At 72.3% G+C, this 23977-nt stretch carries 23 protein-coding genes; 7 read left to right on the top strand and 16 right to left on the bottom strand.

What is annotated here, in order from left to right:
* Positions 1–24: 24 nt before the first annotated feature.
* Positions 25–867, bottom strand: coding sequence for a hypothetical protein (locus AC4D2E_RS02640; RefSeq protein WP_490951578.1), 843 nt, complete (start codon positions 865–867; stop codon positions 25–27).
* A 181-nt stretch (positions 868–1048) separates the two neighbouring features.
* Here AC4D2E_RS02640 and xseA point away from each other — a divergent pair, with 181 nt between their 5' ends.
* Both xseA and AC4D2E_RS02630 read left to right on the top strand, forming a co-directional pair.
* Positions 1049–2350, top strand: a complete 1302-nt coding sequence (gene xseA, locus AC4D2E_RS02635) for an exodeoxyribonuclease VII large subunit (RefSeq protein ID WP_490951577.1) — start codon at positions 1049–1051, stop codon at positions 2348–2350.
* A gap of 100 nt (positions 2351–2450) precedes the next feature.
* A complete protein-coding gene (locus AC4D2E_RS02630) occupies positions 2451–2687 on the top strand; it encodes an exodeoxyribonuclease VII small subunit (protein WP_490951576.1) in 237 nt (78 codons plus the stop codon).
* A gap of 28 nt (positions 2688–2715) precedes the next feature.
* On the opposite strand, the gene AC4D2E_RS02625 is transcribed toward AC4D2E_RS02630, so the two are convergent.
* From AC4D2E_RS02625 to AC4D2E_RS02580, 10 genes are all read right to left on the bottom strand, one after another.
* Positions 2716–3093: a glyoxalase superfamily protein gene (locus tag AC4D2E_RS02625; protein WP_104166118.1), complete on the bottom strand. Its 378-nt coding sequence runs from the start codon at positions 3091–3093 to the stop codon at positions 2716–2718.
* Positions 3094–3199: 106 nt separating this feature from the next.
* Positions 3200–4036, bottom strand: a complete 837-nt coding sequence (locus tag AC4D2E_RS02620; RefSeq protein ID WP_490951575.1) for a formate/nitrite transporter family protein — start codon at positions 4034–4036, stop codon at positions 3200–3202.
* 49 nt (positions 4037–4085) lie between these two features.
* Positions 4086–4940: a PPK2 family polyphosphate kinase gene (locus AC4D2E_RS02615; RefSeq protein ID WP_490951574.1), complete on the bottom strand. Its 855-nt coding sequence runs from the start codon at positions 4938–4940 to the stop codon at positions 4086–4088.
* Positions 4941–4969: 29 nt separating this feature from the next.
* Positions 4970–6187 (bottom strand): pyridoxal phosphate-dependent aminotransferase, encoded by a 1218-nt coding sequence (locus AC4D2E_RS02610; protein WP_104166122.1) that lies wholly within the window; start codon positions 6185–6187, stop codon positions 4970–4972.
* An 89-nt stretch (positions 6188–6276) separates the two neighbouring features.
* The gene (locus AC4D2E_RS02605) at positions 6277–7245 is read right to left on the bottom strand and encodes an ABC transporter substrate-binding protein (RefSeq protein WP_490951573.1); all 969 of its coding nucleotides are present in this window, start codon (positions 7243–7245) and stop codon (positions 6277–6279) included.
* On the bottom strand, positions 7242–7988 hold the full coding sequence (locus AC4D2E_RS02600; protein ID WP_490951572.1) for an ABC transporter permease: 747 nt from the start codon (positions 7986–7988) through the stop codon (positions 7242–7244). Before AC4D2E_RS02600 ends, AC4D2E_RS02605 begins: the two co-directional genes overlap by 4 nt.
* On the bottom strand, positions 7988–8683 hold the full coding sequence (locus AC4D2E_RS02595) for an ABC transporter permease (protein WP_490951571.1): 696 nt from the start codon (positions 8681–8683) through the stop codon (positions 7988–7990). The genes AC4D2E_RS02600 and AC4D2E_RS02595 overlap by 1 nt, the downstream gene beginning before the upstream one ends.
* A gap of 2 nt (positions 8684–8685) precedes the next feature.
* Entirely contained in the window at positions 8686–9837 is a 1152-nt protein-coding gene (locus AC4D2E_RS02590; RefSeq protein ID WP_104166131.1) for an ABC transporter ATP-binding protein, read from the bottom strand.
* Between the two features lie 114 nt (positions 9838–9951).
* The gene (locus AC4D2E_RS02585; RefSeq protein WP_490951570.1) at positions 9952–10974 is read right to left on the bottom strand and encodes an N-acetylglucosamine kinase; all 1023 of its coding nucleotides are present in this window, start codon (positions 10972–10974) and stop codon (positions 9952–9954) included.
* Between the two features lie 59 nt (positions 10975–11033).
* Positions 11034–12275 carry an MFS transporter gene (locus tag AC4D2E_RS02580; RefSeq protein ID WP_490951569.1) on the bottom strand — a complete coding sequence of 414 codons (1242 nt, stop codon included), beginning with the start codon at positions 12273–12275 and terminating at the stop codon, positions 11034–11036.
* 168 nt (positions 12276–12443) lie between these two features.
* Between AC4D2E_RS02580 and AC4D2E_RS02575 the strand changes: the two genes are divergently transcribed.
* Entirely contained in the window at positions 12444–12926 is a 483-nt protein-coding gene (locus tag AC4D2E_RS02575; protein ID WP_490952308.1) for an Lrp/AsnC family transcriptional regulator, read from the top strand.
* A gap of 38 nt (positions 12927–12964) precedes the next feature.
* The gene (locus AC4D2E_RS02570; protein ID WP_490951568.1) at positions 12965–13843 is read left to right on the top strand and encodes an alanyl-tRNA editing protein; all 879 of its coding nucleotides are present in this window, start codon (positions 12965–12967) and stop codon (positions 13841–13843) included.
* Positions 13844–13856: 13 nt separating this feature from the next.
* Here AC4D2E_RS02570 and AC4D2E_RS02565 read toward each other — a convergent pair whose 3' ends face one another.
* The 4 genes from AC4D2E_RS02565 to galU all read right to left on the bottom strand — a co-directional run bounded on the left by AC4D2E_RS02565 (position 13857) and on the right by galU (position 17892).
* Positions 13857–15173, bottom strand: coding sequence for a phosphotransferase (locus AC4D2E_RS02565; protein WP_104166141.1), 1317 nt, complete (start codon positions 15171–15173; stop codon positions 13857–13859).
* Between the two features lie 64 nt (positions 15174–15237).
* The gene (locus AC4D2E_RS02560) at positions 15238–16236 is read right to left on the bottom strand and encodes a hypothetical protein (RefSeq protein WP_490951567.1); all 999 of its coding nucleotides are present in this window, start codon (positions 16234–16236) and stop codon (positions 15238–15240) included.
* A 123-nt stretch (positions 16237–16359) separates the two neighbouring features.
* Positions 16360–16983 carry a GNAT family N-acetyltransferase gene (locus AC4D2E_RS02555; protein WP_490951566.1) on the bottom strand — a complete coding sequence of 208 codons (624 nt, stop codon included), beginning with the start codon at positions 16981–16983 and terminating at the stop codon, positions 16360–16362.
* Between the two features lie 6 nt (positions 16984–16989).
* Positions 16990–17892, bottom strand: coding sequence for a UTP--glucose-1-phosphate uridylyltransferase GalU (galU, locus tag AC4D2E_RS02550; protein ID WP_104166147.1), 903 nt, complete (start codon positions 17890–17892; stop codon positions 16990–16992).
* Between the two features lie 56 nt (positions 17893–17948).
* Here galU and AC4D2E_RS02545 point away from each other — a divergent pair, with 56 nt between their 5' ends.
* From AC4D2E_RS02545 to cpaB, 3 genes are all read left to right on the top strand, one after another.
* A complete protein-coding gene (locus tag AC4D2E_RS02545; RefSeq protein ID WP_490951565.1) occupies positions 17949–18626 on the top strand; it encodes a 5-formyltetrahydrofolate cyclo-ligase in 678 nt (225 codons plus the stop codon).
* An 86-nt stretch (positions 18627–18712) separates the two neighbouring features.
* A complete protein-coding gene (locus AC4D2E_RS02540; protein WP_490951564.1) occupies positions 18713–19048 on the top strand; it encodes an FmdB family zinc ribbon protein in 336 nt (111 codons plus the stop codon).
* A 100-nt stretch (positions 19049–19148) separates the two neighbouring features.
* Complete coding sequence (gene cpaB, locus AC4D2E_RS02535) at positions 19149–19820, top strand: Flp pilus assembly protein CpaB (protein ID WP_490951563.1); 672 nt, start codon at positions 19149–19151, stop codon at positions 19818–19820.
* A gap of 50 nt (positions 19821–19870) precedes the next feature.
* Here cpaB and AC4D2E_RS02530 read toward each other — a convergent pair whose 3' ends face one another.
* Positions 19871–23935 carry a DUF4011 domain-containing protein gene (locus AC4D2E_RS02530; protein WP_490951562.1) on the bottom strand — a complete coding sequence of 1355 codons (4065 nt, stop codon included), beginning with the start codon at positions 23933–23935 and terminating at the stop codon, positions 19871–19873.
* Positions 23936–23977: the final 42 nt, after the last annotated feature.

Here is a 23977-nt window from a genome sequence, read left to right as displayed (position 1 = left end):
GATCCGGGGCCACTCCGCTGTGAGCTAAGCCCCGCGCCTGCGACCGACGGCGAACTGCCCCACCACACCGAGGGCGACCACCATGAGCCCGACCACGACCACCGGTACGCTGTCGGCGGCCACGGCGGCGCCGATCCGGTCGGCGAGACCGCCGAGGAACACGTCGGCGACCGCATTCGTGCCCGGCAGCTGCGCCGCTGCCGCGGGGACCCAGGCCACGGCGAGGGCCCCGAGAACGCCGATGACCACAACCCCCAGTCCCAGCAGGGCGAGGGTGGTGCCGCGTCGTCGTGCGGTCATCAGGGCCAGCAGGGCCAGGACCCCCGCGCCGGCGAGGTACAGGGGCCACAGCTGCACCGCATCCACGACGGCGCCGAACAGCCCGTTGCGCTCGACGGACCCGATGGCGATGCTCGTGTCCGCGGGGACCGGGACGTCGAGGCCGAGGCTTCCGCCCACCGTCTCCGCCACGAGTTCCGCGACCGGCGCGAGGTCGAGCGTGAGGAGGGCCGGTGCCGGGTCCGAGGGGTCGGCGGCGTGCGCCAGGGTGACGGCGTGCGATCGGCGGAGCACCTCGGTCCAGGCCCCTGCGTAGCCGGAGGACGCCGTCACCGCCGCCGTCGCATCCCTGATGAGCGGTTCCGCGAGGGCGGCGAGCGGGTCAGGGAGACCGCTGTGCGCGGAGAAGTCCTCGGCGACGGACGCCGTCAGCGCGGCCTGGAAGTCCGCGTCCTGACCGAGCGGCGCCGCGAGCGCGACGAACCCGGGCTCCTCCACGACGTTCCGGTCCACCCACGCACACGCCAGGCCGCCGGCGGTGACGATGAGTGCGAGCAGGGCCAGCAGGGCAGAGGCGACGGTCCGCATGGAATCCTTCGGGTGGGGAACTCACGATTATGCCTGCTCGGACCATCCCGGACTCCTGCCCTCGTCCCGCGGACGCACATGCCCCCGCGGTACCGGCCGCCGGGGGTGAGGGATGGTAGAGATGAACAGTGCGGATTGCACGAGCAGACGCGGCAGCACCCATCCCGAGGACAGGACACCCATGACGAGCGAGGGAACCAGCGCGCGGCCCGCCGGTGACCGCGGTGAGGTACGGATGCCGTCGACCGTCCCTGCCACCGCGGCCGAGACGTCGCCGGACTCCCCGTGGCCGCTCCATCTGCTGTCGGAGAAGCTGAAGGCGCACATCGAGAGGGCGCCGGCGGCGTGGGTCGAGGGGCAGGTCATCGAGCTCAACCGCCGCGCCAGCATGTGCTACATCACGCTGCGGGACGTCGACACCGAGGTCTCGCTCTCCCTGTCGGTCTACGGCAGCGTCATGGACCGCGTGTCCTCCCCGCTGGACCGGGGCTCCCGCGTGGTGGCGCGCCTCAAACCGGACTTCTGGGTCAAGACCGGCCGCCTCTCGATGCAGACCATCGACATCCGGCCCGTCGGGATCGGCGACCTCCTCGCGCGCATCGAACGGCTGCGGCAGTCACTGGCGGCGGAGGGCCTGTTCGCGCCGGCCCGCAAGAAACGGTTGCCGCTGCTCCCCCACCGCATCGGGCTCATCACCGGGCGCGACTCGGACGCCATGAAGGACGTCATGCGGAATGCCGCACTGCGGTGGCCGGCCGTCGAGTTCGACGTGCGGGAGGTCGCCGTCCAGGGCGTGAACAGCGTGGCGCAGGTGACCGGGGCCCTGGCGGCGCTCGACGCCGACCCCCACGTGGACGTCATCATCATCGCCCGTGGCGGCGGCGCCCTGGAGGACCTCCTGCCCTTCAGCGACGAGTCGCTGGTCCGGGCCGTCGCCCGGACCATCACGCCCGTGGTCAGCGCCATCGGCCACGAGGCGGACCGGCCCCTGCTCGACGAGGTGGCGGACCTGCGCGCCTCCACCCCCACGGACGCCGCGAAGCGCGTGGTCCCCGACGTCACGGAGGAACTCGGCCGGATCGGCCAGGCGCGTGCGGCTCTCGAGCGGTCGATCCGAGTCCTCGTGCACCGCGAGGGCGAGAGCCTCGCGAACCTGCGGTCCCGCCCCTCCCTGGCGCGGCCCGAGGGGATGATCGACGTGCGGCAGGCCGACGTCGAACGCCTCCGGTCGCGGGCCCTGCGGTCCACCACCGCCGCGGTGGAACGCGACGCCGACGCCGTCCACCACCTCCGCGAGCGCGTGCGCTCCCTCTCCCCCCAGAACACGCTGGACCGCGGGTACGCGGTCGTGCAGCGCGCCGACGGGCAGGTGGTGAGGACTCCCGACGACGTGGAGCGCGGGGACGCCGTGCGGATCCGGGTCGCCGGCGGGCAGCTCGGAGCGGTCATCGACGACCCGCCGGTACCCCGGGAGGCGTCGTGACCGGAAGGCATGACAGCGGCCCTGCCGGGCCTCACCCTTCAGGATCCCCGACAGATTTCCGGGCCCGGGTACGGGCCACCCAGCAGATGAGGACCATGCCATGACGGACAACCAGCAGTCGGACCCCAGCCCCTCGGCGGTGGACACGCTGTCCTACGAGCAGGCCCGGGAGGAGCTCGTCGCCGTCGTCTCGCGGCTCGAGGCCGGCGGCGTGAGCCTCGAGGAGTCCCTCGCGCTCTGGGAGCGCGGCGAGGCCCTCGCCGACCGCTGCGAGGCGTGGCTCGAGGGCGCCAAGGTCAGGCTGGCGGCGGCACGCGACAAGGCCGAGGGCACCTAGCGCCGGGAGCACTGCCCCGGGATCCCGCCTAGGAGGAGGGCGTCGCGGGCAGCTCCTGCAGCGCCCAGGCGTTGCCGTCGGGATCGGCGAAGTACACGAACCTCCCCCACGGCTGGTCGTCGACGTCGGTGGCGTCCACGCCGCGGCCGACGAGCTCGGTCCGGGCACGCTCCGCATCGGCCACGACGATCTGGATCCCGCGCTGCGATCCGGGCGCCATCTCACTGATCCCCTCGCCGAAGGCGATGGAGCAGGCGGACCCGGGAGGGGTGAGCTGCACGAAGCGTACGCCCTCACCGACCCGGTGATCGTGGTCGAGCGTGAATCCGGCCTGATCGCGGTAGAACGCGATGGCGCGGTCCACGTCGCTGACCGGCACGGCCACGAGTTCGATCTTCCAGTCCATGGTGGTCCCCCTCCGAGGTGGTGGAGCCTCAAGACTAGGAGGTCATGCGGTCAGGACTGGTCCGCATCGGCCCGTGCGGAGGGCGGGTTCGACGAACCCGGGCATCTCACGTCCCGTGCGGGGCGTCGGGGTCGGCAGGTGCTTCCTCGCGCCGCTCCTGGATCAGTTCCTTCGTGCGCACGAGGCGCAGCAGGGTCACGAGGACGAGTCCGCCCAGCATGTTGAACAGCAGGGTGTAGCCGAAGAAGCCGAGCCACTGGCCGTAGTCGATGTCCGCGCCGGACTGGATCGCTGCGAAGATCAGCAGCGAGTCGAGGATCGAGTGGAAGAGCTGCAGGCCCGCGAGCAGGAAGCCGCCGATCATCGTCGCCACGATCTTCGCGACATCGTTGGACGTGCCCTGCTGCATCCGACTCATCAGGGTGATCGTGCTCCCGCCCAGGACGGCCAGGGCCACGGTCTGCAGGGAGAACGGTGCGTCGACGAAATGGCGCGCACTCTCGCTCACGGTCCCGGACCACTGGGGGAACGCCTGCATGACGATCCAGACGAAGATCCACCCGCCCACGAGGTTCGCCACCAGCGTGCCGCCCCACAGTTTCGCGAGCTGCACGAGGCTGCCCTCCTTCGCCACGACCGCGGCGACCGGCATCAGGAAGTTCTCGGTGAACAGCTCGCTGTGCGCGAGGAGCAGCGCGACGAGCCCGACGCCGAAGGCGAGCCCCGCGAGCAGCTCGTCGCCGGTCTCGTGCAGCACGGCCAGGTACGCCATGATGCCGAGCCCGATCTCGAAACCGCCGAACAGGCCGGTGACGATGATGGCCCTCATGGTCCGCTGGAGCCGGTCGGCTCCCTCGTCCACGGTCTTGTCGAACGACTCCTTGAGTTCGTCCTCGACCGGCGCGTCCGATGCGCCGAGTTCCCGTCTGCGTTCCTCGCTCATGATGTCCTTCCGGGCTCCGTCGTCGTGTCCTGCGCGCCGGGCCGGCGGGTCAGGATGCGTGCAGGCGCTCCTGCTCGGCGGCGACGTCGAACGATGCCCGCGGCCAGCTCAGCTGCATGTCCTCCAGTGTCGCGGTCAGCAGGTGCTGCACGGCGAGCCTGGCATACCACTTGCGGTCGGCGGGGACGACGTACCAGGGGGTGTCCGGGGTGCTCGTCCTCTCGACGGCCGCCTGGTAGGCCTCCTGGTACTGCGGCCAGAGGGCGCGGTCCTCGATGTCCTCGGGGCTGTACTTCCAGAACTTGTCCTTGCGGTCGAGGCGGTCGGCGAGCCGCGCCTTCTGCTCGTCCTGGCTGATGTGCAGCATCACCTTGAGCACCCGCGTGCCCGCCCCCACCACCTGGTCCTCGAACCTCCGGATGGACCCGTAGCGCTTCTCCACCTCCGCCGCCGGCGTGAGGCCCCGCACGCGGTGGATCAGGACGTCCTCGTAGTGGGATCGGTCGAAGACCCCGATCATGCCCGGCGACGGCAGTTGCCGGCGGACGCGCCAGAGGAAGCTGTGCCGCTGTTCCTGCTCCGTCGGAGCCTTGAACGCGTAGTGCTGCACCCCCTGCGGGTGCACCTGCCCGACGACGTGACGGACCACCCCGCCCTTGCCGGAGGTGTCCATCCCCTGCAGGATCAGCAGCACGGCGATCTCGCTGCCGGCCCGGCTCTCGGCGAAGAGCTTCTCCTGCAGGGACGCGAGCGTGTCGGCTCCCGCGGCGAGTGCCTGGGCACCTTCCTTCTTGCCGCCGTCGAACCCGGGGGTGGAGCGGGGGTCGACGGCACCGAGCGAGAAGTCCGGTCCCGCGAGGAGGAGCCTCCGCGTCTCGGCTGCGCTCTCGGATCCGTTCGGCATGGTGCCTCCTGCGGGTGGGTCGGGACTGCTCAGGGCTTGTAGGTGGACAGGAAGTCCGCGAGGCGCCCGATCGCGTCCTCGATCACCTCGACGCTCGGCAGCGTCACCATGCGGAAGTGGTCGGTGTTGACCCAGTTGAAGGCGCTGCCGTGCGAGATGAGGATCTTCTGCTGCTTCAGGAGGTCCAGGGCGAACTGCTCGTCGTCCTTGATCGGGTAGACCTCGGGGTCGAGCCGGGGGAACAGGTACAGGGCTCCCTGCGCCAGTTCGCAGCTCACGCCGTCGATCGCGTTGAGCATCTGGGCGGCCTTGTCGCGCTGCTGCCGCAGGCGCCCGCCGGGCAGGATGAGGTCGTTGATGCTCTGGTGCCCGCCGAGCGCGGTCTGGATGGCGTGCTGGGCCGGGACGTTCGCGCACAGGCGCATGTTGGCGAGGAGGTTGATGCCCTCGATGTAGTCGGCGGCGTCGCGCTTGGGCCCGGAGATGGCCATCCAGCCGCTGCGGAAACCGGCGATCCGGTACGCCTTCGACAGGCCGCTGAAGGTCAGGCACAGGACGTCGTCGCCCGTGACGGACGCGGCGTTGATGTGCACGGCGTCGTCGTAGAGGATCTTCTCGTAGATCTCGTCGGCGAACACGATGAGCTCGTGCTCGCGGGCCAGCCGCACGATCCCCTCGAGGATGCTCCGGGGGTACACGGCCCCCGTCGGGTTGTTCGGGTTGATGAGCACGATGCCCTTGGTGTTGGGCGTGATCTTGGCCGCGATGTCCTCGAGGTCCGGCCACCAGTGGTTGTCCTCGTCGCAGAGGTAGTGGACGGGCGTGCCGCTGGCGAGGGCGACGGACGCCGTCCAGAGGGGGTAGTCCGGTGTGGGGATCAGCACCTCGTCGCCCGCGTTCAGCAGGGCCTGCATGGACAGCGTGATGAGCTCGCTGACCCCGTTGCCGAGGTACACGTCGTCGACGTCGATCGAGTTGATCCCGCGGCTCTGGTAGTACTGCACGACGGCGGTGCGCGCCGAGAAGATGCCGCGGGAGTCGCTGTAGCCCTGGGCCTCGGGCAGGTTGCGGATCATGTCCACGAGGATGGCGTCGGGTGCCTCGAAGCCGAACGGTGCGGGATTGCCGATGTTCAGCTTCAGGATGCGGTGGCCCTGGGCCTCCATGGTCATGGCGTGTTCGAGCAGCGGCCCCCTGATGTCGTAGAGGACGTTCTGGAGTTTGCCTGACTGCTTGTAGGTGGCCATTTCTTCAGGATGCCACAGCAGGGGCCCACCGCGCGGCATAGCAATGCCGTGCAGCGGGCCCCCGCCGGGAGGAGCAGCCTGCCGGAGGGTCAGCCGGCGAGGCCCTTCTCGGCGAGCCAGTCGGCGGCTGCGTCCGCGGGGTTCCGCTTCTCGTCGCCGCTGACCTCGCGGTTCAGGGACAGCAGGTCATCCGTGGTCAGCTGCGCCGACACCTCGTTGAGGACGGTCTGCGCGTCCTCGTTCACCGTGTCGGTGTTGACGAGCGGGAGGACCTGCTGCGCGATGAAGTTGTTCTCCGGGTCCTCGAGGACCACGAGGTCGTTGTCGTCGATCGACGGCGTCGTCGTGTAGATGTCCGCGGCCTGCACGGTGTCGTCCAGGAGGGCGTTCAGCGTGATGTCCCCGCCGCCGTCGTTGATGGCCTCGAACCCGCCGGGCTCGCAGTCGTACTTCGCCTTCAGGCCGGGCAGGCCGTAGGCGCGCTCCTGGAACGTGCTGGGCGCGCCGATGGTGATCTCGCCGCAGACCTCCGCGAGGTCCTCGATCGAGGTGAGGTCGTACTTCTCGGCGGTCGCCGCGGTCACCACAAGCGCGTCCTTGCTCTCGGCCTCCGACGGCTCGAGCACGGCGAGGTTGACGTCCGGCGATTTCGCGGACAGGGCGTCCGGGAGCGCGGCGACGATGTCCCCGGCGGATTCGGCGGTCGCCTCCGGGTCGGCGAAGAGCAGCAGGTTGCCGCTGTAGTCGGGGATGATGTCGACGGAGCCGTCCTCGAGCGCGGTGTAGTAGATCTCCCGCGAACCGATGTTGAGTTTGGTGGTGGCCTCGACACCGGCGGCGTTGAGCGCCCCGGCATAGATCTCGGCGACGATCTGGCTCTCGGGGAAATCAGCCGAGCCGACGACGACGGACCCTCCGTCCGCAGCGGCCGATTCCTGTGGTTCCCCCTGGGGGTCGCTGTTGGCACCGCAGGCAGTCAACGCCAGCGCGGCCGTCAGGCCGCCAGCCAGTCCCATCAAAGCGCGCCGTCCGGCGCGTTGTGCTGACAGGTTCTTCATGTTGTTCCTCCTTGTGCACTGGCGACGGCCTTCTGCCGGCCAGATCCTTGGGCCCTCACCCGGTCCGAGGTCCGGAGTCCGGGTGAGATGACGATTCTCTGCAGCAGTCCCATGAGCAGGTCGACGGCGATCGCCAGGACCGTGATGATCACGGCGCCGCCGAAGAGGCGCCCGTAGTCGGCGAGCTGCGTCCCCTCGACGAGGTAGACCCCGAGCCCGCCGAGGTTGATGAAGGCGACGACGGCGACGGTCGCGATGACCTGCAGCAGGGCGGCTCGCACTCCGCCGAGGATCACCGGGAGCCCGTTCGGCACCTCGACGCGGAGCAGGATCTGCCGTTCCCCCATGCCCATGCTCCGGGCGGCGTCCACCACGGTGCGGTCCACCGAGGAGATCCCTGCGTAGATCCCGGTGAGCAGGGGCGGGACGGCGAGCAGCACGAGGGCCCAGATGGGCGGCATGAGGCCGAGACCGGCGAGCAGGACGAACAGGAAGGCCAGGCCGAGCGTCGGCAGGGCGCGGAGGATGCCGACGCCGGAGACGATCACGACGCGGCCGCGTCCCGTGTGGCCCACGTAGAGACCGATCGGGACGGCGATCACCAGGGCGATGAGCATGGTCAGGCCCGTGTAGCCGAGGTGCTCGGCGACACGCACCGGGATACCGCGGTCGCCCTCCCAGTTGGCGGGTGCGGTCAGCCACTCCCACATCTGTACGAAGAGGTTGTCACTCGAGTAGTCCATCAGGCACCCGCCACCTTCGCCTCGAGCGCCACGATCTCCGCGTCCGGCGCGCTACCGGCCGCGACCTTGCGCGTCCAGGGTGTCAGCAGCCGCTCGGCGAGCACGAACAGAAGGTCCATGACCAGCGCGAGCAGCAGGATGATGATGATCCCGACGGCGATCTCGGTCGGGAAGGACCGGAAGAGCCCGTCCGTGAACAGCGTCCCGAGGCTCGGGACGCCGATCAGCGCGCCGACGCTGACGAGCGAGATGTTGGTGACCGAGACGACGCGCAGCCCGGCGAACAGCACGGGCAGCGACAGCGGGAGGTCCACGGTCAGGAACCGGCGGACGGGCGTGTAGCCCATGGCGACGGCGGCCTGCCGGACGCCGTCGTCGATCGAGTTCAGGGCGTCGAGCGTGGACCGCACGAGCAGCGAGAAGGCGTAGATCGCGAGGGCCACGATGACGTTCACGGGGTCGATGACCCGGGTGCCCAGCACCACGGGCAGGAACACGAACATGGCCAGGGACGGGATGGTGTAGAGGATCGAGGAGCCGGTCAGCAGCACCGATCCGACGACGGCGTTGAGCCGTGCGAGCTGCGCGAAGGGCACCGCGACGATCAGCCCGAGGAGCAGCGGCACGACGGCCTGGAAGAGGTGCAGGCGCGTGTGCAGCCAGACGAAGTCGAGATTCGCGAGGAACCAGTCCATGGTCAGACCGCCGTGTTGTGGTCGGCGCGGCCCCGGTCGAGCCGCGCGGCCTCGATGAGCTCGAAGACCTCGGCGGCACGGACGACGCCCACCGCGCGGCCGTCGTCGTCGACCGTCACGCCCTGGCCCGACGGCGAGGAGAGCGCGGCGTCGAGCGCGCGCCGCAGGGTGTCGCCGCGCGTGTAGAGGGAACCTCCGGGGACAGCGTCGGCCTGCCGGGCGATGCTGCCGCGGGTGGCCTGCGGGACCCAGCCGTGCGGGCGGCCGTCGGCGTCGACCAGCAGTGTCCACGGCGAGCGGACCGACACGGTCGGGTCGGCGAGCTGATCGACCTCGATGGTCTCGACGGGGTGGACCGTGACGCCGGCGCCCGGCTGGAAGGAGAGGTGGCGGAAGCCGCGGTCGCGCCCCACGAAGCCGGCCACGAAGTCGTCGACGGGGGCGCGGAGGATCTCCTCGGGGGCGGCGTACTGGGCGAGGCGGCCGCCGACGGCGAAGACGGCCACCTTGTCGCCGAGGACGGTCGCCTCGTCGATGTCGTGGGTGACGAAGACGATGGTCTTCGCGAGGTCCCGCTGCAGGCGCAGCAGCTCCTCCTGCAGTTCCGCGCGGACCACGGGGTCGACGGCGCTGAAGGGCTCGTCCATGAGGAGGATGGGCGGATCGGCCGCGAGCGCCCGTGCGACGCCGACGCGCTGCTGCTGCCCGCCGGAGAGCTGCCCCGGATACCGCCCGCCCAGTTCGGGGGCGAGGCCGACGACGGCGAGGAGTTCCTTCGCTCGCGTGCGCGCCTCGGCCTTCCGGACGCCGTTCAGGCGCGGCACCGTGGCGATGTTGTCGAGGACGGACCGGTGCGGCAGGAGGCCCGAGGACTGCATGACGTAGCCCATCGAACGCCGCAGCTCGGAGGCCTTCTGCCGGGAGACGTCCTGCCCGTCCACCAGGATCTGGCCCGACGTCGGTTCCACCATGCGGTTGATCATGCGCAGGGAGGTGGTCTTGCCGCAGCCCGAGGGGCCGACGAACACGGTGATCTTGCCGCGCTCGATGTCCATGGTGAGGTCGTCGACCGCGGGGCGGCCGCCGTCGTAGGTCTTGGTGACGCCGCGGAATTCGATCTGGTGCCGCGTGCCGGCCTGCTCGGGGGATGTCATGGCAGCTGTGCCTTTCGTGGCAGGAGCTTCTCGGCCGGGCTGCGCCCACGGACCGCCCATGCGGTTCCTGCTTGCCGTCTGGTATGTCGCCGCGCGGGATGCGCCGCGGTCAGTTCAAGCTGTCGGAGGTTCTGAGTCTAACCATGCCTTCGGAGCGGACGACACCGCGGGTTGGTGGCGCGTGCGTTTCATCAGGAACAGGGCACCCATCACGGGGTCCTCGCGGAGGATCACGACGTCGTCGATGCCCTCCTCCGCGAGCCGGGTCCGCAGGCGTTCCTGCAGTGCCGGCTGGTGCATCGCGAGCCCGCCGCCCAGCACCACGGGGCCGGATACCCCGATCACGGACACCACGTCGAGCACGAGGCGGGTGAGGTCGGTGGCCGCGCGGTCGAGGATGGCGGCGGCGTCGGGGTGGCCGTCCCGTGCGGCGTCGAACACCACGCGGGACTGCGCCGCCCAGTAGGTGCGCCCGGCGTCCGAATGGAAGAGGCCGATGAGCTCGGTGGGCGTGGCGACGCCGTTGAGGGCGAGGACCGCGGCGTCGAGGGCGTCGGCGCCCAGTCCGAGGTCGTGCCGGTGCAGGGCCCGGCGGACGGCCTCGCGGGCCACCCAGTACCCGCTGCCCTCGTCGCCGAGGAGGTACCCCCAGCCGCCGGAGCGGGCCTCACGGCCGTCGTGGCTGGTGCCCCACGCGACGGAGCCGGTGCCTGCGATGACGGCGATGCCCGTGTGGGCCCCTCCCGCGGCGAGGATGAGGCGGGTGTCGTGCACCACGTCGATGGTCGCGCGCGGTGCGTGGAGGGCGATCAGCGCCCGGAGGCGGTCGGCGTCGGCCGGTGTGTCCACGCCCCCGGAGCCGGCGATGACGCGCGCGACCGGGCCCGAGCCCTCGTGGGCCAGGAGGTCGCGGAACAGCCCGCCCAGGCTGCGGGCGGCGTCGTCCGGGGTGACGTTCTGGACGTTGGCGCTTCCCGCCTTCGCCTCGGCGACGAGCCGCCCGCCGCGCCAGAGCACGCCGTGGGTCTTGGAGCCGCCGATGTCGAGGCCGACGACGAGCGACGCTGACCCGCCGCCCGGGGCGGCCCCCCCGTCGGCGGACGGGTGCGGGGCGGACGGCGCGGGGGTCTCGGACATGCGTACAGCCTACAAACAGGCCGGCGGGTGCCGCGGTGCGGCAGGACCGGGCCGGTGCCTCAGCGCGGGGCCCTGGCCCGGAGGACCAGGGAGCCCACGGCGAGGACGCCGCAGATCGCGCAGATGGTCAGCGCGAAGACGGTGACCGAGGCGTCGAGGCCCCAGACGCCTGCCGCGGCGCCGAGGCCGAGGACCGGGACGGCGCTGCCGAGGTAGGTGAGGACGTAGACGGCGCTGACGGTCTGCGCGTGCAGGGACGGGTCCACCGTGACGGACACCTCGTTGAAGACCACCCGGAAGGCCATGCCCTGACCGAAGCCGGCGACGACGCACGCCCCGATGAGCAGTGGCAGGCTGCCGGAGGCCTGCGCGACCGGCAGGAGGCCCACGCCCAGCGCCATGCCGGCGAGGCCCGCCGGGACCACGAACCGCCCGCGGGGCGAGACGAGCTGGCTGATGGCGGACGAGCCGAGCACGAGAGCGGCGAGGAGGCCGATCAGCGGGCGGGAGGTCGTCCCGGCGATGCCCGCGAACCAGGTCGGGGCGAGGCTCAGGGTGAACCCGAACACCGCGAAGCTGAGGAACCCGACGGACGACGCCGTCCAGAAGGAACGGCGCGCCTCCTTCGACACGGCCGGCCGGCGCGGCCGCAGCGCGGCCAGGGGCCTCCCCTCCACGGCGGGCTTGATCGCCGGGCGCGCCCGGAGCAGCACCAGGGGGATCAGGAGGCTCGCGAGCACGATGAGGTACACCACGAAGGGGGTCCTCGTCGGCGAGGGCAGGAGCGAGAGCAGACCGCCGATCACGGGGCCCGCGGCGACCCCTCCGGCGGAGGCCATGAGGGTGAACCGGGAGGCCCAGTCGGGGCGGCTCGGGAGCAGGTCGCGGAGCGCGGCGGCGCTGGCACCCGTCGCCAGGGCGACGGCGCCGCCCTGGAGCATGCGGCCGGCGGCGAGCATCGGCAGCGAGGTGGCGACGGCGAAGAGGGCGGCACCGAGGAGCCCGAGGACGACGGCGAGGACGAGGGCGGCCCGGCGTCCGATGTGGTCCGACCAGTGGCCGGCGTGGACGAGACCGCCGATCAGGGCCACGACGTAGGACGCGAAGGCGACCGTGACGGCGAAGGGCGACAGCCCGAGCTCGGCCTGGATGAGCGGGTAGAGCGGGGTCGCGAGGTTCGCGCCGATCAGGAGGGTCGAGATCACGGTCACGGCCAGCACGAGACGGACGGCGAGCGATGCGTCCCATCTCCGGTCCGCGACCGCCGTCGGCCGCATCCGCAGCTCGTCGATGACGCTCATCCCACCACTTTCCTCGCTCGCACGCGCCCGCAACGGGCGCTTCCACGGCTACGCTCCTGCACGGCCCCCTCTAGGATGGGGTGGATTGACCGCAGTGCTGTGTTGCAGCGTCCGTTTTTGAGCGCGGTGCGCAACTCGGCGCAGGCCGCCTGATGGGGAGTGAGCGTGATGAGCAAGCTGGACAACCTCGACCTGCGGTTGCTGCTCGAGCTGGTGAGGGATCCCCGTGCGCAGGTCAGCGAGCTGGGCGAGGTGCTCGGGGTGGCCCGCAACACGGCGCAGAGCCGCCTCCGCAGGCTCCTGCGGACCGGGACGCTGCGCCGCAGCGGGCGTGAACTGGACCTGGAGTCGCTCGGCTACGATGTCGTCGCGTTCATCACCATCGAGGTGTCCCACCGCGAGCTCGACGGCGTCATCGCCGGGCTCCGCACGTTGAACCAGGTCCTCGAGGTACACGAGATCTCCGGCCGGGGCGACGTCTGGTGCAGGGTCGCGGCCACCGACACCCACAATCTGCAGGCCGCGCTGCGGTCCGTCCTGAGGATCAAGGGCGTCATCCGCACCGAGACCGTCCTGGCCCTGCACGAGCACATCCCCTACCGCACCGAGCCCCTGCTCGAGCGGCTCGCCCAGCGTCCCGCGGACCCCTGACCGGGACGCCCAATCACGAACCACGTCGAGGAGACCCCATGACCCTGCCCACCACCGACACGCGCGTCACCTACCCCGCCGGAGCCACCGAGGCGGCCTCCCGGGTCCTGCACGTCGAAGCCCGCGGCGGCCGGCGCGCCGTCCTGCTCGAGGCCACCGCCTTCCACCCGGTGGATTCCGCCTGGCCGGACCAGGGCGCGGATCGGGGCGTCCTCGAGATCGGCGCCCGCCGCTGGGCCGTGACCGACTGCGTCGTCGGCGCGACCGACGGCGCCACGCTGCACCTCGGTGCGGACTCCCCCGTCCGCAAGGGCTCCAAGGGATGGGCGTTCGTCGTCGTCCACCTGATCGAGGGCGCGGAGGGTGACGGCCCGGCGGAGGGCGACGACGCCGTCGTGCGGGTCGACGGCGCGCATCGCGCCGCCGTGTCGGCCGGGCACACCGGGTGCCACCTCGCCTCGCTCGCGCTGAACCGGGCGCTGGCCGGCCGCTGGAAGAAGGACGTGGCGCCCGACGCCCTCGGTGCACCGAACTTCGACGCGCTGGCGATCGACACGACGGTGATCGGCGAGTTCGGGTCCCTCGACCGGTACCGCCTCGGCAAGTCCCTCCGACGGAAGGGCTTCTCCGTCGAGGGCCTCGACACCCGGGCCACGGCCGAGGCGGTGAACACGACGCTCGCGGGATGGACGGCCACGGGAGCCCCCATCAGCATCGCGGCGGACGGCCCCGGACTCACCGACCGCCGCCGCTGGGTCTGCGACCTGCCCGGGGAACGGGCCGGGATCCCCTGCGGCGGGACCCACCTGACCTCCCTCGCCGGCGTGGACGTGACCGTCCGGCTCGAGCTCGCCGACGAGGACGGGACGCCGGTCCTGCAGATGAGCACCCGGGTCGGCGTTCCCGCACCGGACTGAGGACCCCTCCGGGTCACCGGGTGCGGCCGGGGCGGGTCCCTCCCCGGAGTCGCTGCGCCTCCGCCAGGAACTGCTCGGCGACCTCCAGGCGGGACACGGCCTCGGGTGCGCCGCCCCTGGCGCCGTCAGCGCCCGCCGTGCCGTCCCCGTCCTCCGCGCGGCGTCGTGCTCCGGCGACGAGCGTGAGGCTGACGGCGGCCGCGCGGCTCCGGAGTGCCACGGGGTCGACGCGGCGGTCGAAGGCCCGCAGGAAGCGGAGCAGGGCGTGCGGCACCTGGGCATATCCTGCGTGCAGCGCGGGCAGGACGGCGAGGTGGCCGAGGAAGCAGGCGAGGTCGTCCACGAGGTGCCCCGGCCCGAGCGCGTCGACGTCCAGGAGCCCGGACACCGATCCGTCCGTGATCAGGAGGTTCCCCTCGTAGAAGTCCCCGTGCGTCGGCACGAGGGGGCCGCCGTCGCTGGCGCGGACCACGGCGTCGATGTCGGCGGCGAGGCGGCGGATGCGCTCGGCCTCCCCCGGCAGCGCCGCGGCGGCTCCCTCCCCGTAGTCCCGGACCCTCGCCGACCACGGCGGGCGCGCGGGCAGCCCCAGGACCGCGGCGGGCAGCGAGGCGAGGACCTGCAGCAGCGCGTCGGGCTCGACGCCGGCCGCGCCGTCGCGCAGGAGGAGTTCCGCGAGCGGCGTGCCGGGAGCCGCGTGCATGGCGACGACGTCCTGCACCGGCCCGGCGGCGAGGGCGGGGGCGGGGACCCCGGCGGCCCGCAGCATCCGGTGCCGTTCCGCCAGGGGCCCCGCCGCGTGCTGCCGGAGCACCTTGAGATAGCGGCGCTCCTCCCCGTTCCGTGCCAGCACCACCGCACGGCGCATCGGGCGGTAGCTCCTGAGTTCCAGCACCGTCGCATCCGCCTCGTACCCGGGCCCGAAGGCGAACGGCGTGACGGCTGCCGGGTCGAGGGCCGAGGGGAGACCCGGCAGGAGCGGATCCCCGGGGTGCGCCCATCCCGAGAGGGTGTCGGCGCCGCGCCGGTGGACCACGGTGACTCCGCCGGGCGGGTGCGGGAGCGCGCAGGAGGTGATGCACGCGTGGGTGGGGGCGGGCCCGGGCGGCATGCCGCGGCCGGACCCTGCGCCGCCGGGCGGGGCGACCTCGACGGAGAAGACGCCCGTGGCCCCCGCTCCGGGACGGTGATGCAGGGAGGCGAGCCGCCAGGTGCCGAGCTCCCATCCCGCATCGGCGAGGACACGCCGCAGGAGATCCCCCGGCGCGTCCGAACCCAGGAACGCGATGGCGTCCTGCTCCCGGATGATGCGTGCGTCCCGTGCCCTCATGCGATCGCCGGACGGGCCCTACGGGCGCAGGTCCGTCGTCGCAGCCGGGGGCATGTCGGGGTCGTCAGGCGCGCCGGCGCTGCAGCACGTCGTCGAGATTGATGCGGCCCGTCGCGGGGGCGGCGTCGTGCGCGGGAGCGGCGTCAGCGGCGTCCGCGGTACCGGCAGCGCCGGCCGCGACACGGGCAGCGGCTTCCGAGGCCTTGATGGGCGTCTTCGACGCGGCTTTCGGGGCTTCCGGCAGGTCCAGGGGGGCGGGGGCCTGGCGTTCGGCCTTCGCGGCACCGACGTACGTGGGGCGGGGTACCTCGACCGGGGCCCAGGCCGCGGATCCCGGCATGGGCGCGGCGACGCCCGCCTCGGTGGGCGGCACGGTCCGTCCGTCCTCGGCCGGCCCGGCGTCACGGACCTGCACGACGGATGAGCCGTGGGCACCGGCGAGGGCGGCCGTCCGCTGCTCCATCGCGGTGAGGGGGCGCTCGGAGGTGTCCTCGGCGTCGAACAGGACGGTAGGACGCGTCGGCGCGGTGGGGCGCGCCGGAACCATCGGGGCCGGCCGGGACGCTTCCTCGGGGGCGGGTTTGCGGACCGGGGCCATGGCGTCGGCGAACGCGCGGTTCACACGGTCCCGCCGCGCGCGCACGGCGAGCAGCCTGAGGACCGCGACGGACGCGACCGTCCCGGCGAGGCAGGCCAGCGGGACGAGGAGGGACACGACGCCGATCGCGCCGAGCACGAGGGTCACCAGCGTGCCGACGAGGCACAGGGCGCCGGCCAGGGCGACGGCCAGGCGCCCCGGGCGCGGAGTGAAGGACTGGCGACCGGACGCCGTGCCGGCCGAGACCGCTGGAGTGCCCGGCGTCGGCCCGGACGTGGCCCAGGGGGTGTCCGGGTGGCGTGCATCGTCCTGGTGCTCGGTCATCGTCATCATGCTCCCCCCGGGACGGCGGCTCCCGGTTGTCGGCGTCGGGCGTCTGGTCCCGGCGAGCGCCGGTGTGGTCCTGCCGAGGAGGGACGGCGCCACCCACAGCAGCCACATGCCGACGACTGCCGCGAGTACCAACGAACTATCCAGGGAGAAGACCACACTCAGAACCGTAGAAGCACATGCTGCCCGGCTCCGGCATTGGGGCCGGTGTGTCGGCGGCGGATATGCCCCCATCGGCATCCACGGCTCCGCCTGGGGCTAGTGCGGGCCCCGGCTCTCGAGCCAGGGACCGAGCAGACCCCGTGGCACGTCCTCGGCCGTCAGCGCGAAACTCCTGTGGTCGGCCCACTGTCCGGCGATGTGCAGGAACCGCGGGCGCAGGCCCTCGTCGCGGAAGTGCAGCTTCTCCACGACGCGCAGGCTCGCCCGGTTCTCGGGGCGGATGTTGATCTCCATCCGGTGGAGCCCGAGATCCCGGAAGCAGTAGTCCGTCGCCAGCGCCACCGCCGTCGGTGCGATCCCCCGGCCGGCCCGCTCGGCGTCGACCCAGTAGCCGAGCGTCGCCGTCATCGCCGAGCCCCAGGTGATGCCCGAGACGGTGAGCTGTCCCACGAGCCGCGCATCCCGGGATCCGGGCTGCTGCTCCGTGATGAGGAACGGCAGCGCCACACCGGCACGCGCCTGGGACGTCAGGGAGCGCACCATCTGGTGGTAGGTGGGCAGGAAGCCTTCCGGGTCCGGGTTGGAGGCCTCCCAGGGCGCGAGCCAGGCGGCGTTGCGCTGCCGCAACGCCGTCCAGGCTGCCTTGTCCCTGTGGCGGATGGGCCTGAGGACCAGGGATCCGGTCCTGAGGTTCACGGGCCAGCTGGTTGCCGACCACACGGCGGACTACTCGGGGATGTTCTTGCTGAAGTCCTTGATCCAGGCACGGAGGTCCGGACCGAGGTCCTCGCGCTCCGATGCGAGCGTCACCACGGCCTTCAGGTAGCTCAGCTTGTCGCCCGTGTCGTAACGGCGGCCGCGGAACACCACACCGTAGACACCGGATCCCTCGCCCTCGGCGCTCGCCAGGGTCTGCAGGGCGTCGGTCAGCTGGATCTCGCCGCCGCGGCCCGGTGCGGTGGTCTCGAGGACGTCGAACACGCGGGGGTGCAGGACGTAGCGGCCGATCACGGCGAGGTTCGACGGCGCGTCCTCGACGGCGGGCTTCTCGACGAGCTGGTTCACACGGACGTGGCCTTCGCCGTCGATCTCGGTGATGTCCGCACAGCCGTAGGCGCTGATCTGCTGGGGATCCACCTCGATCAGGGCGATGACGGACCCGCCGGTCTTCGCCTGCACCTCGATCATGGTCTCCAGCAGGGGATCGCGCTCGTCGATCAGGTCGTCGCCGAGCAGGACGGCGAACGGCTCGTTGTTGACGTGCAGCCGGGCGCGCAGCACGGCGTGGCCGAGACCCTTCGGGTCGCCCTGGCGCAGGTAGTGGATGTCGCCGAGTTCCGAGGGGCGCCGCACCGCGGCGAGCTTGTCGTGATCGCCCTTGTCCTCGAGGGTCTGCTCGATGAAGGGGACGCGGTCGAAGTGGTCCTCGAGGGCGCGCTTGTTACGCCCGGTGATCATCAGGACGTCGGACAGGCCGGCGTCCACGGCCTCCTGCACCACGTACTGGATGGCGGGCTTGTCGACGACGGGGAGCATCTCCTTCGGCATCGCCTTGGTTGCGGGAAGGAAGCGGGTTCCCAGCCCGGCCGCGGGAATGACGGCCTTAGTCACGCGTGATCGCAAAGTCATGGGAACCACACTACATAACGGGCCCCCGTTTCCCGGGCGATCGGCACAATGGTGGAATGAGCTCTTCTCCTCGTGCTACCAGGCCCGCAGCAGCTGCCGGCCCGGACAAGGCCCGGCTGCGCCGATCGCTCCGGGAGGCCCGCGCCGCGCTGGACCCGGTCGACCGGCAGCGGCAGTCGGAGGCGCTGGCCTTCGTCGTGACGCAGTACCTCGGGGGGACCGCCGGCCGGGCCGCGGACCCGGCATCCCGCCGCCCCACGATCGCCGCCTATCTCGGCCTCGACCCGGAGCCGGACACCGCGCCGCTGCTCCGCGACCTGCACCGTCTCGGCTACGGCCTGGCCGTCCCCGTCTGCGAGCCCGGGTACCAGCTGTCCTGGACCGCCTGGGCCCCCGGCGTCCCGCTCCGGCGCTCCGTTCGCGCCCCGGTGCTCGAGCCCACCGGGCCACGGCAGGCGTTCGAGGACCTGCCGGACGTCGCCCTCGTCCTCGTCCCAGCCCTCGCCGTGGACCGCTCCGGGCACCGGATCGGTCAGGGCGGCGGCTACTACGACCGTTTCCTGGCGCGGCATCCGCTCGGTCGGCCGGACGCGGTCCCCCGGCTCGGCGCGGTCTACCGCTCCGAGGTCCTGCCCGCGGGCGCCATCCCGGCCGAGCCCTACGACCAGCCCCTCCAGGGCGTCTTCACCGCCGACGGGGTGCTGGACACCCGGACACGCCGCCCGCCGGTGTAGACTGGCACTCGACCCCGGAGAGTGCCAACAGCGTGTGCTGGAAGCGTGCCTGCCGGTGACCACGAAGCCTGTCCAGGAGGATCTCCATGCCCATGTACGCCTACGCCTGCAAGGACTGCGGCCACACCTTCGATATCCAGCAGTCCTTCTCCGACGACTCCCTGACCGTCTGCCCCATGTGCGACGGCGCGTTGCGGAAGAAGTTCAACAGCGTGGGCGTGGTCTTCAAGGGCTCGGGTTTCTACCGCAACGACTCCCGCGACACGAAGTCGAGCACGGATGCGAAATCACCCGCCCCTCCCGCCGTGCCGTCGTCGGGGTCCTCGGAGTCCTCCAGCGTGCCGAGCACCGCCGGCGCGTCCGCCGGCTCCTCCTCCGGAGCTGCCCCGGCCTCGGCGGGCGCCGACCGCGCCGCCTCCTGACCGTCGGACCGTCATCCGTGCACGGCCGCGGATGCCGGCTGATGTCCACATAGCAGCGGCACGGCCCGTCGGGCGGGACACCACCGCCTAGCGTCGGTCCATGCACACCGTCCGCCGCCCCCGGGGCGCCCCTCTCAGGCACCGCCTCCACCGGATGCTGCATCGACGCCGGAGGCTCCTCGCGTGTCTCCTCCTGTGTGCTGCCGCAGGCGTCGCCGTCGAGGCGATCGTCGGCGAGGACTACCCGACGACGCCGGTCGTCAGTGCGGCCCGCGACCTCGCCGTCGGGACCGTCCTCACGGACGCCGACGTGGCGATCGTCCGGGTCCCCGACCAGGCCGTCGTCGCCGGCACCCTGCGCCGCGCCGACGAGGTGGTGGGTCGGCAGCTGGCCACGCCCCTGCCGGAAGGCTTCCCGCTCTCCGGGACCGCCTTCGTCGGCGACGGCCTGCTGACGGGGATGGCGCAGGGCACCGTGGCGGTCCCGCTCCGTCCGGTCGATGCCGCCACCGTCCAGCTCCTGGCCCCCGGGCAGCGCGTGGACGTGATCCTCAGTACGGGCAACGGGTTCGACGTCCCGGGCGACTCGACGGTCCTCGCCCGGTCGGTCGCCGTCCTGTGGACCGCGCCGGAGGCCGGCAGCGGGACGTGGCCCGGTGCCGGGGACGACGGCGGGCTCGTCGTCGTCGCGGCCGGCCCGGAGGACGCCGCGACGCTCGCCGGAGCCTCCAGCGCCGGGGACGTGCACCTCGTCCTCACCACCGGCTCATGAGCGCGCGTCTCCGCCGTCCCGCCGTCCCCTTGTGCCGCCGGATGCCGCGCTCAGCCCCAGTGCGGCGGCCGCTGCTCCTTGAGCCACGCGTCGTGATCATCGGGGGTGTCGCCCCAGGCTCGCGGGTCGTCCTCCCCCGCGGTCGCCGGGATGGCCGGCCCCGAATCCTTCGGGGACGCCTGGCCCGCGGCGGCGCCGCGGTCCGGCTGCTGGTCGTCGCGGCTCATCCTGTCGGCGTCCTTCCGTGGCGTCGGTTGGTCTGCATGATCGCGGGGCGGCAGCCCGATGAGCGCCGATGCGCGCTCCGCGCAGCCGTCCGGGTCCGTGAACACCTCGATGGTCCACAGCGGCATGTAGCGCCACCCACTGCGTTCGAGGATCTGGGGCCTGAGCCTGCTGCGCTCCCGCACGGACATGGACTTGTAGCGGCCGGTGCCGTCCGATTCGATGGCCAGCGGTGCGGGCCGTTCGTCCTGCGCGGCAGCGGCGCTCCCGTCCGCCCGGAGGTCGGCGGGCCGCACCGCGACGATGTCCAGGACACCCGCATAGTGGTCCCACACCTCGGCGCCGCGGTGCCGCAGCCGGTCCACGAGGTCCGCGACGAGGGGGTCCTCGTTGCTTCCGGACGTGGGTCTGCTCCGGCCGGCGTCGCCGCCAAGTTCGCGCTGGAGCAGCTCGAAGAAGTCCAGGGCGCCGGCGGTGAGGCGGTCGGGGTCGAGGTCGGAGGGCTCGAAGCAGGTGAGCACGTGCTGCAGCCGGCGGGCACGCGTCATGGCCATCACGAAGTTGCGGCGCCCGTCGGGACCCGACAGCGGTCCGAAGGAGTGCAGGGTACGCCCGTGGGGGGTGCGGCCGTAGCCGAGCGAGAAGATGATGTCGTCACGGACCAGGCCTCCGGCGCGTTCCACCGGCACCACCCGGAAGGACTCCCGGCCCGGCGTGAAGAACCCGGCGGCCCAGGGGAACTCCGCCATCTGCAGGCGGATGGCCTCCCCGACCCGCGCGGCGTGCCGGGCACTGGCGGTGACCACGGCGAGGGAGACGCCCGGACGGCGGCGGATGTGCTCGAAGACGAGTTCGACGACCCGATTGACCTCGACGTCGACGCTCTCCACGCCGTCGTGCTCGGAGCTCGGCATCCCGGTCCCGTTCGGAAGGTATTCGACCACGAGTCCGCGGCCCTCCCCGGTGACCTCGGAGGCCTGCGGCAGGCGGGTGAGCTTCCCGTCGTAGAACGATTCGCTCAGGTAGGTCCCCAGGCCGCGGTCCACACCGCGGTACACCTCGGTCAGTCCGCGCACGGGCAGGACCGAACGCAGCGCGTCGAAGGCGCTGGGCAGGGGCTCGAGGGCCGAGGCGCGGTCGGCGGACTGCACCTCGATGCTGAAGCGGGTGGGAGCGGCCAGGCGGTCGTCGCCGAAGACCACGGTCTGCGAGGAGCGGGCCACACACGGCACCGCGCTCTGCAGGGACATCGACTCGCCGTCGAGGATGACGGCGGTGTCGAACCGGTAGTCCCCGGGCACCGCGCCCCGGACGGTCAGCGGGCTCACGGCCCAGATGGGCAGGAGCGCCGCCACGAGGTCGCGGTGGAGGGCGGCGAAGACCTCCAGGGTCAGGGTGCCGTCCTTCAGCTCCTGGCGCAGCCGTGCGGCGTCCTCGGGGTGGCCCTCGACCGCGGCACGCCAGCGGTCCGCGAGGATCCAGCGGACCCGGGCGGATCCGGAGGCGATGTGCGCGTTGTCCGCGAGCCGGTACTCGGCCTCCAGCTTGCGGAGGCTCGCACCGTCCGACATCGCGAGGTAGTCGTCCCCGCTGATCATGGCCTCGAGGGCGGACTGCCACCAGGCGAGCTCGAGCTCGGAGCCCACGCGGTCGGCGGGCACCTCCCGGGCTGCGAGGTCGGTGAGCAGTTCCGCGAGGCCCTGCTCGCGCATCTCGTCGAGGAGCAGCGTGCGCTCGGGCAGCGTCTCCAGCGTGTCCTTGTCCGCGGCGAGGTCTCGCAGCAGGGCCTCGAGGCCGTCCAGGGCCAGTCCGGCGAGGTCCGGGTGCTCCGCCGTGGGCCGCAGGATGGCGGTGAGCTCGGCGAGGCGCCCCTCGACGTCGCGGTAGGAGGCGTGGATCTCGGCCAGCCCGGTCGGCACGGAGGGGTGGCGCTCGGTGAGGGCGTACCGCGTCCACAGCGTGCGCTGCTCCTGCACCTCGAGCAGCGAACTGTGGAGGTCGGAGATGTGGACGCCCGGCCGGATGTACTCCTTGGCCACGCGCCGCAGCCGGGACCGCGTCATCGAGCTCATCTCGATGCCGCGTTCCTTCCGCCATGCCGACGGCGCCGTGGCCGAGATGAGGTCCGTCACGGGGCGGTCGAAGATGTCCGGCGTGAACTTGTCGAGGCTGCCCCGCACGGCGACGAGCAGCTCGAGCTGCTCCCCCCACTCCCTGAAGCTCTCGCCGAGGGTGATGTGCGAGTGTTCCGCGACGCGCTGCACCTCACCGCGCAGCGCGGGGATCCCGGTGGCGAGCTCCTCGGCGAGGCCGTGCGCGTGCTCGGTCTCCTTGCGATTGAGCAGCTGCGCGCCGTACCAGGGGCTCTCGGTCGAGGCCTTGCTGAAGCTGCCCAGTTCCGCGGCCCGCTGGAGGCGTTCCGTGAGCTCCCGACGGTCGGGGATGGAGTCGAGGACGCTGCGCTTGAGGCGCACCGTGGTGGACGGCGCCGGGTCGAGCGCGGTGAGTCCGGCCAGGGACTGCATCGCCTGGTACGGCGAGCAGCTCCACCGGCTGCGCACGTTGTGCAGGCTGCGCACGTGCTCGATCAGCTGGTGCCGGTGTTCGCTGAGCGTGGAGTGCAGGGTCCCGAGCGACGGTTCGGCCGCCTTCTCGTTCCGGACCAGGGCCCGGATGACGGCTTCCCGCAGCTGGGCGGGACCGGTCTGGCTGCCGAGCTGGAGCACGAGGGAGCCGAGGTCCAGGCCGTCGAGGTCCTGGACGAATTCGTTGAGCGTGCCCCGGCGCTCGGCGGCGACGATCACGCGACGGCCCGCCGCGGCGGACCTGGCCGCCAGGTTGAGCGCCGTCTGGGTCTGGCCCGTCCCGGGCGGAGCGGCCACGACGACGCTCACGCCGGCGGACGCGAGGTCGAGGACCTCCTGCTGGGCGCGGTCCGCGTCGAGGATCAGGAGCTCGTCCTGGGGATCACGCTCGTCGGGTGCCGGGAACGAGAGTCCGTCGGCCGCCGTCGTGAGCGACGCGGCGGCCTCCTCGTCACCGCGCGCCGACGCCATGAGCGCCGCCAGCACGGGGTGCTCGGGGCGCAGGGCAGGATCGCCCCTCACCCCGGCGAGGTCGGCGAAGGTCGACACGAGGATGCGGTGCTCCACCGACATGCCGCGTACGCCCTCACTGAGCACACGCATGCGTTCGAGGACCGGATGCGGGTCGAACCGGGCTGTCCCGTAGGCGAGGCGAGCGATACCCGCCGGGTCGACCTGCAGGCCCTGCTGGTTCCGCAGGTGCCGGACGAGCGCCGGGTTCATGCGGGCCTGCTCGGTGATCTGGAGCTCGTAGTCGTCCTGCGACGCGTGGACGGTCAGGGACACGGCGGTCAGGAGCACGGGGGCGTTGAGGGTCTGGGAACGCCCGGAGTCGTCCACGGACCGCCAGGACGCCGTGCCGGCGGCCAGGTAGCCGACGTCGATCCCGCGTTCGGTCCCGAGTTCGAAGATCTTGGCGCGGAGGGCGCGGGCGGCCGCCTTGGCAGCGCTGTACTGCACCGGGTCCCGGAGGAGGGTGGACAGCCTCGTCCGGCGTCCTGCGAGAAGCTGTGCGAGGCCCGAGGGGTGCGCATGGGTCAGGTCGATGCTGGTCCCGGCGGAGGGCCGGAAGTGGAGCAGGGTGTCCCCGCTGGCCTGCGATCCGAGCCCTTCGAGCCAGGGCTCGAGGAAGTCCTGGGCGGCCGGGCCCGCGGGCGACGGCGCCGGCTGCTGCTCCGGCGCGGCGACCGGCCGGCCCTGCTGCGGCTGATCCGCCGGCTCTCCCGCCGCGTCACGCTGGTCCTGCTCCGGCACCGCCGCCTTCTTCCCTGCATTGTCTCGTGCTGATCTCGACCAGATGGGCATGTCTTCCAAGCTATCCGAAAAGCGTCCGGACCCCGCGGATAG

The sequence above is a fragment of the Arthrobacter sp. TJ-265 genome (assembly GCF_058269135.1).
This window is presented reverse-complemented; position numbering and strand designations above follow the sequence as displayed.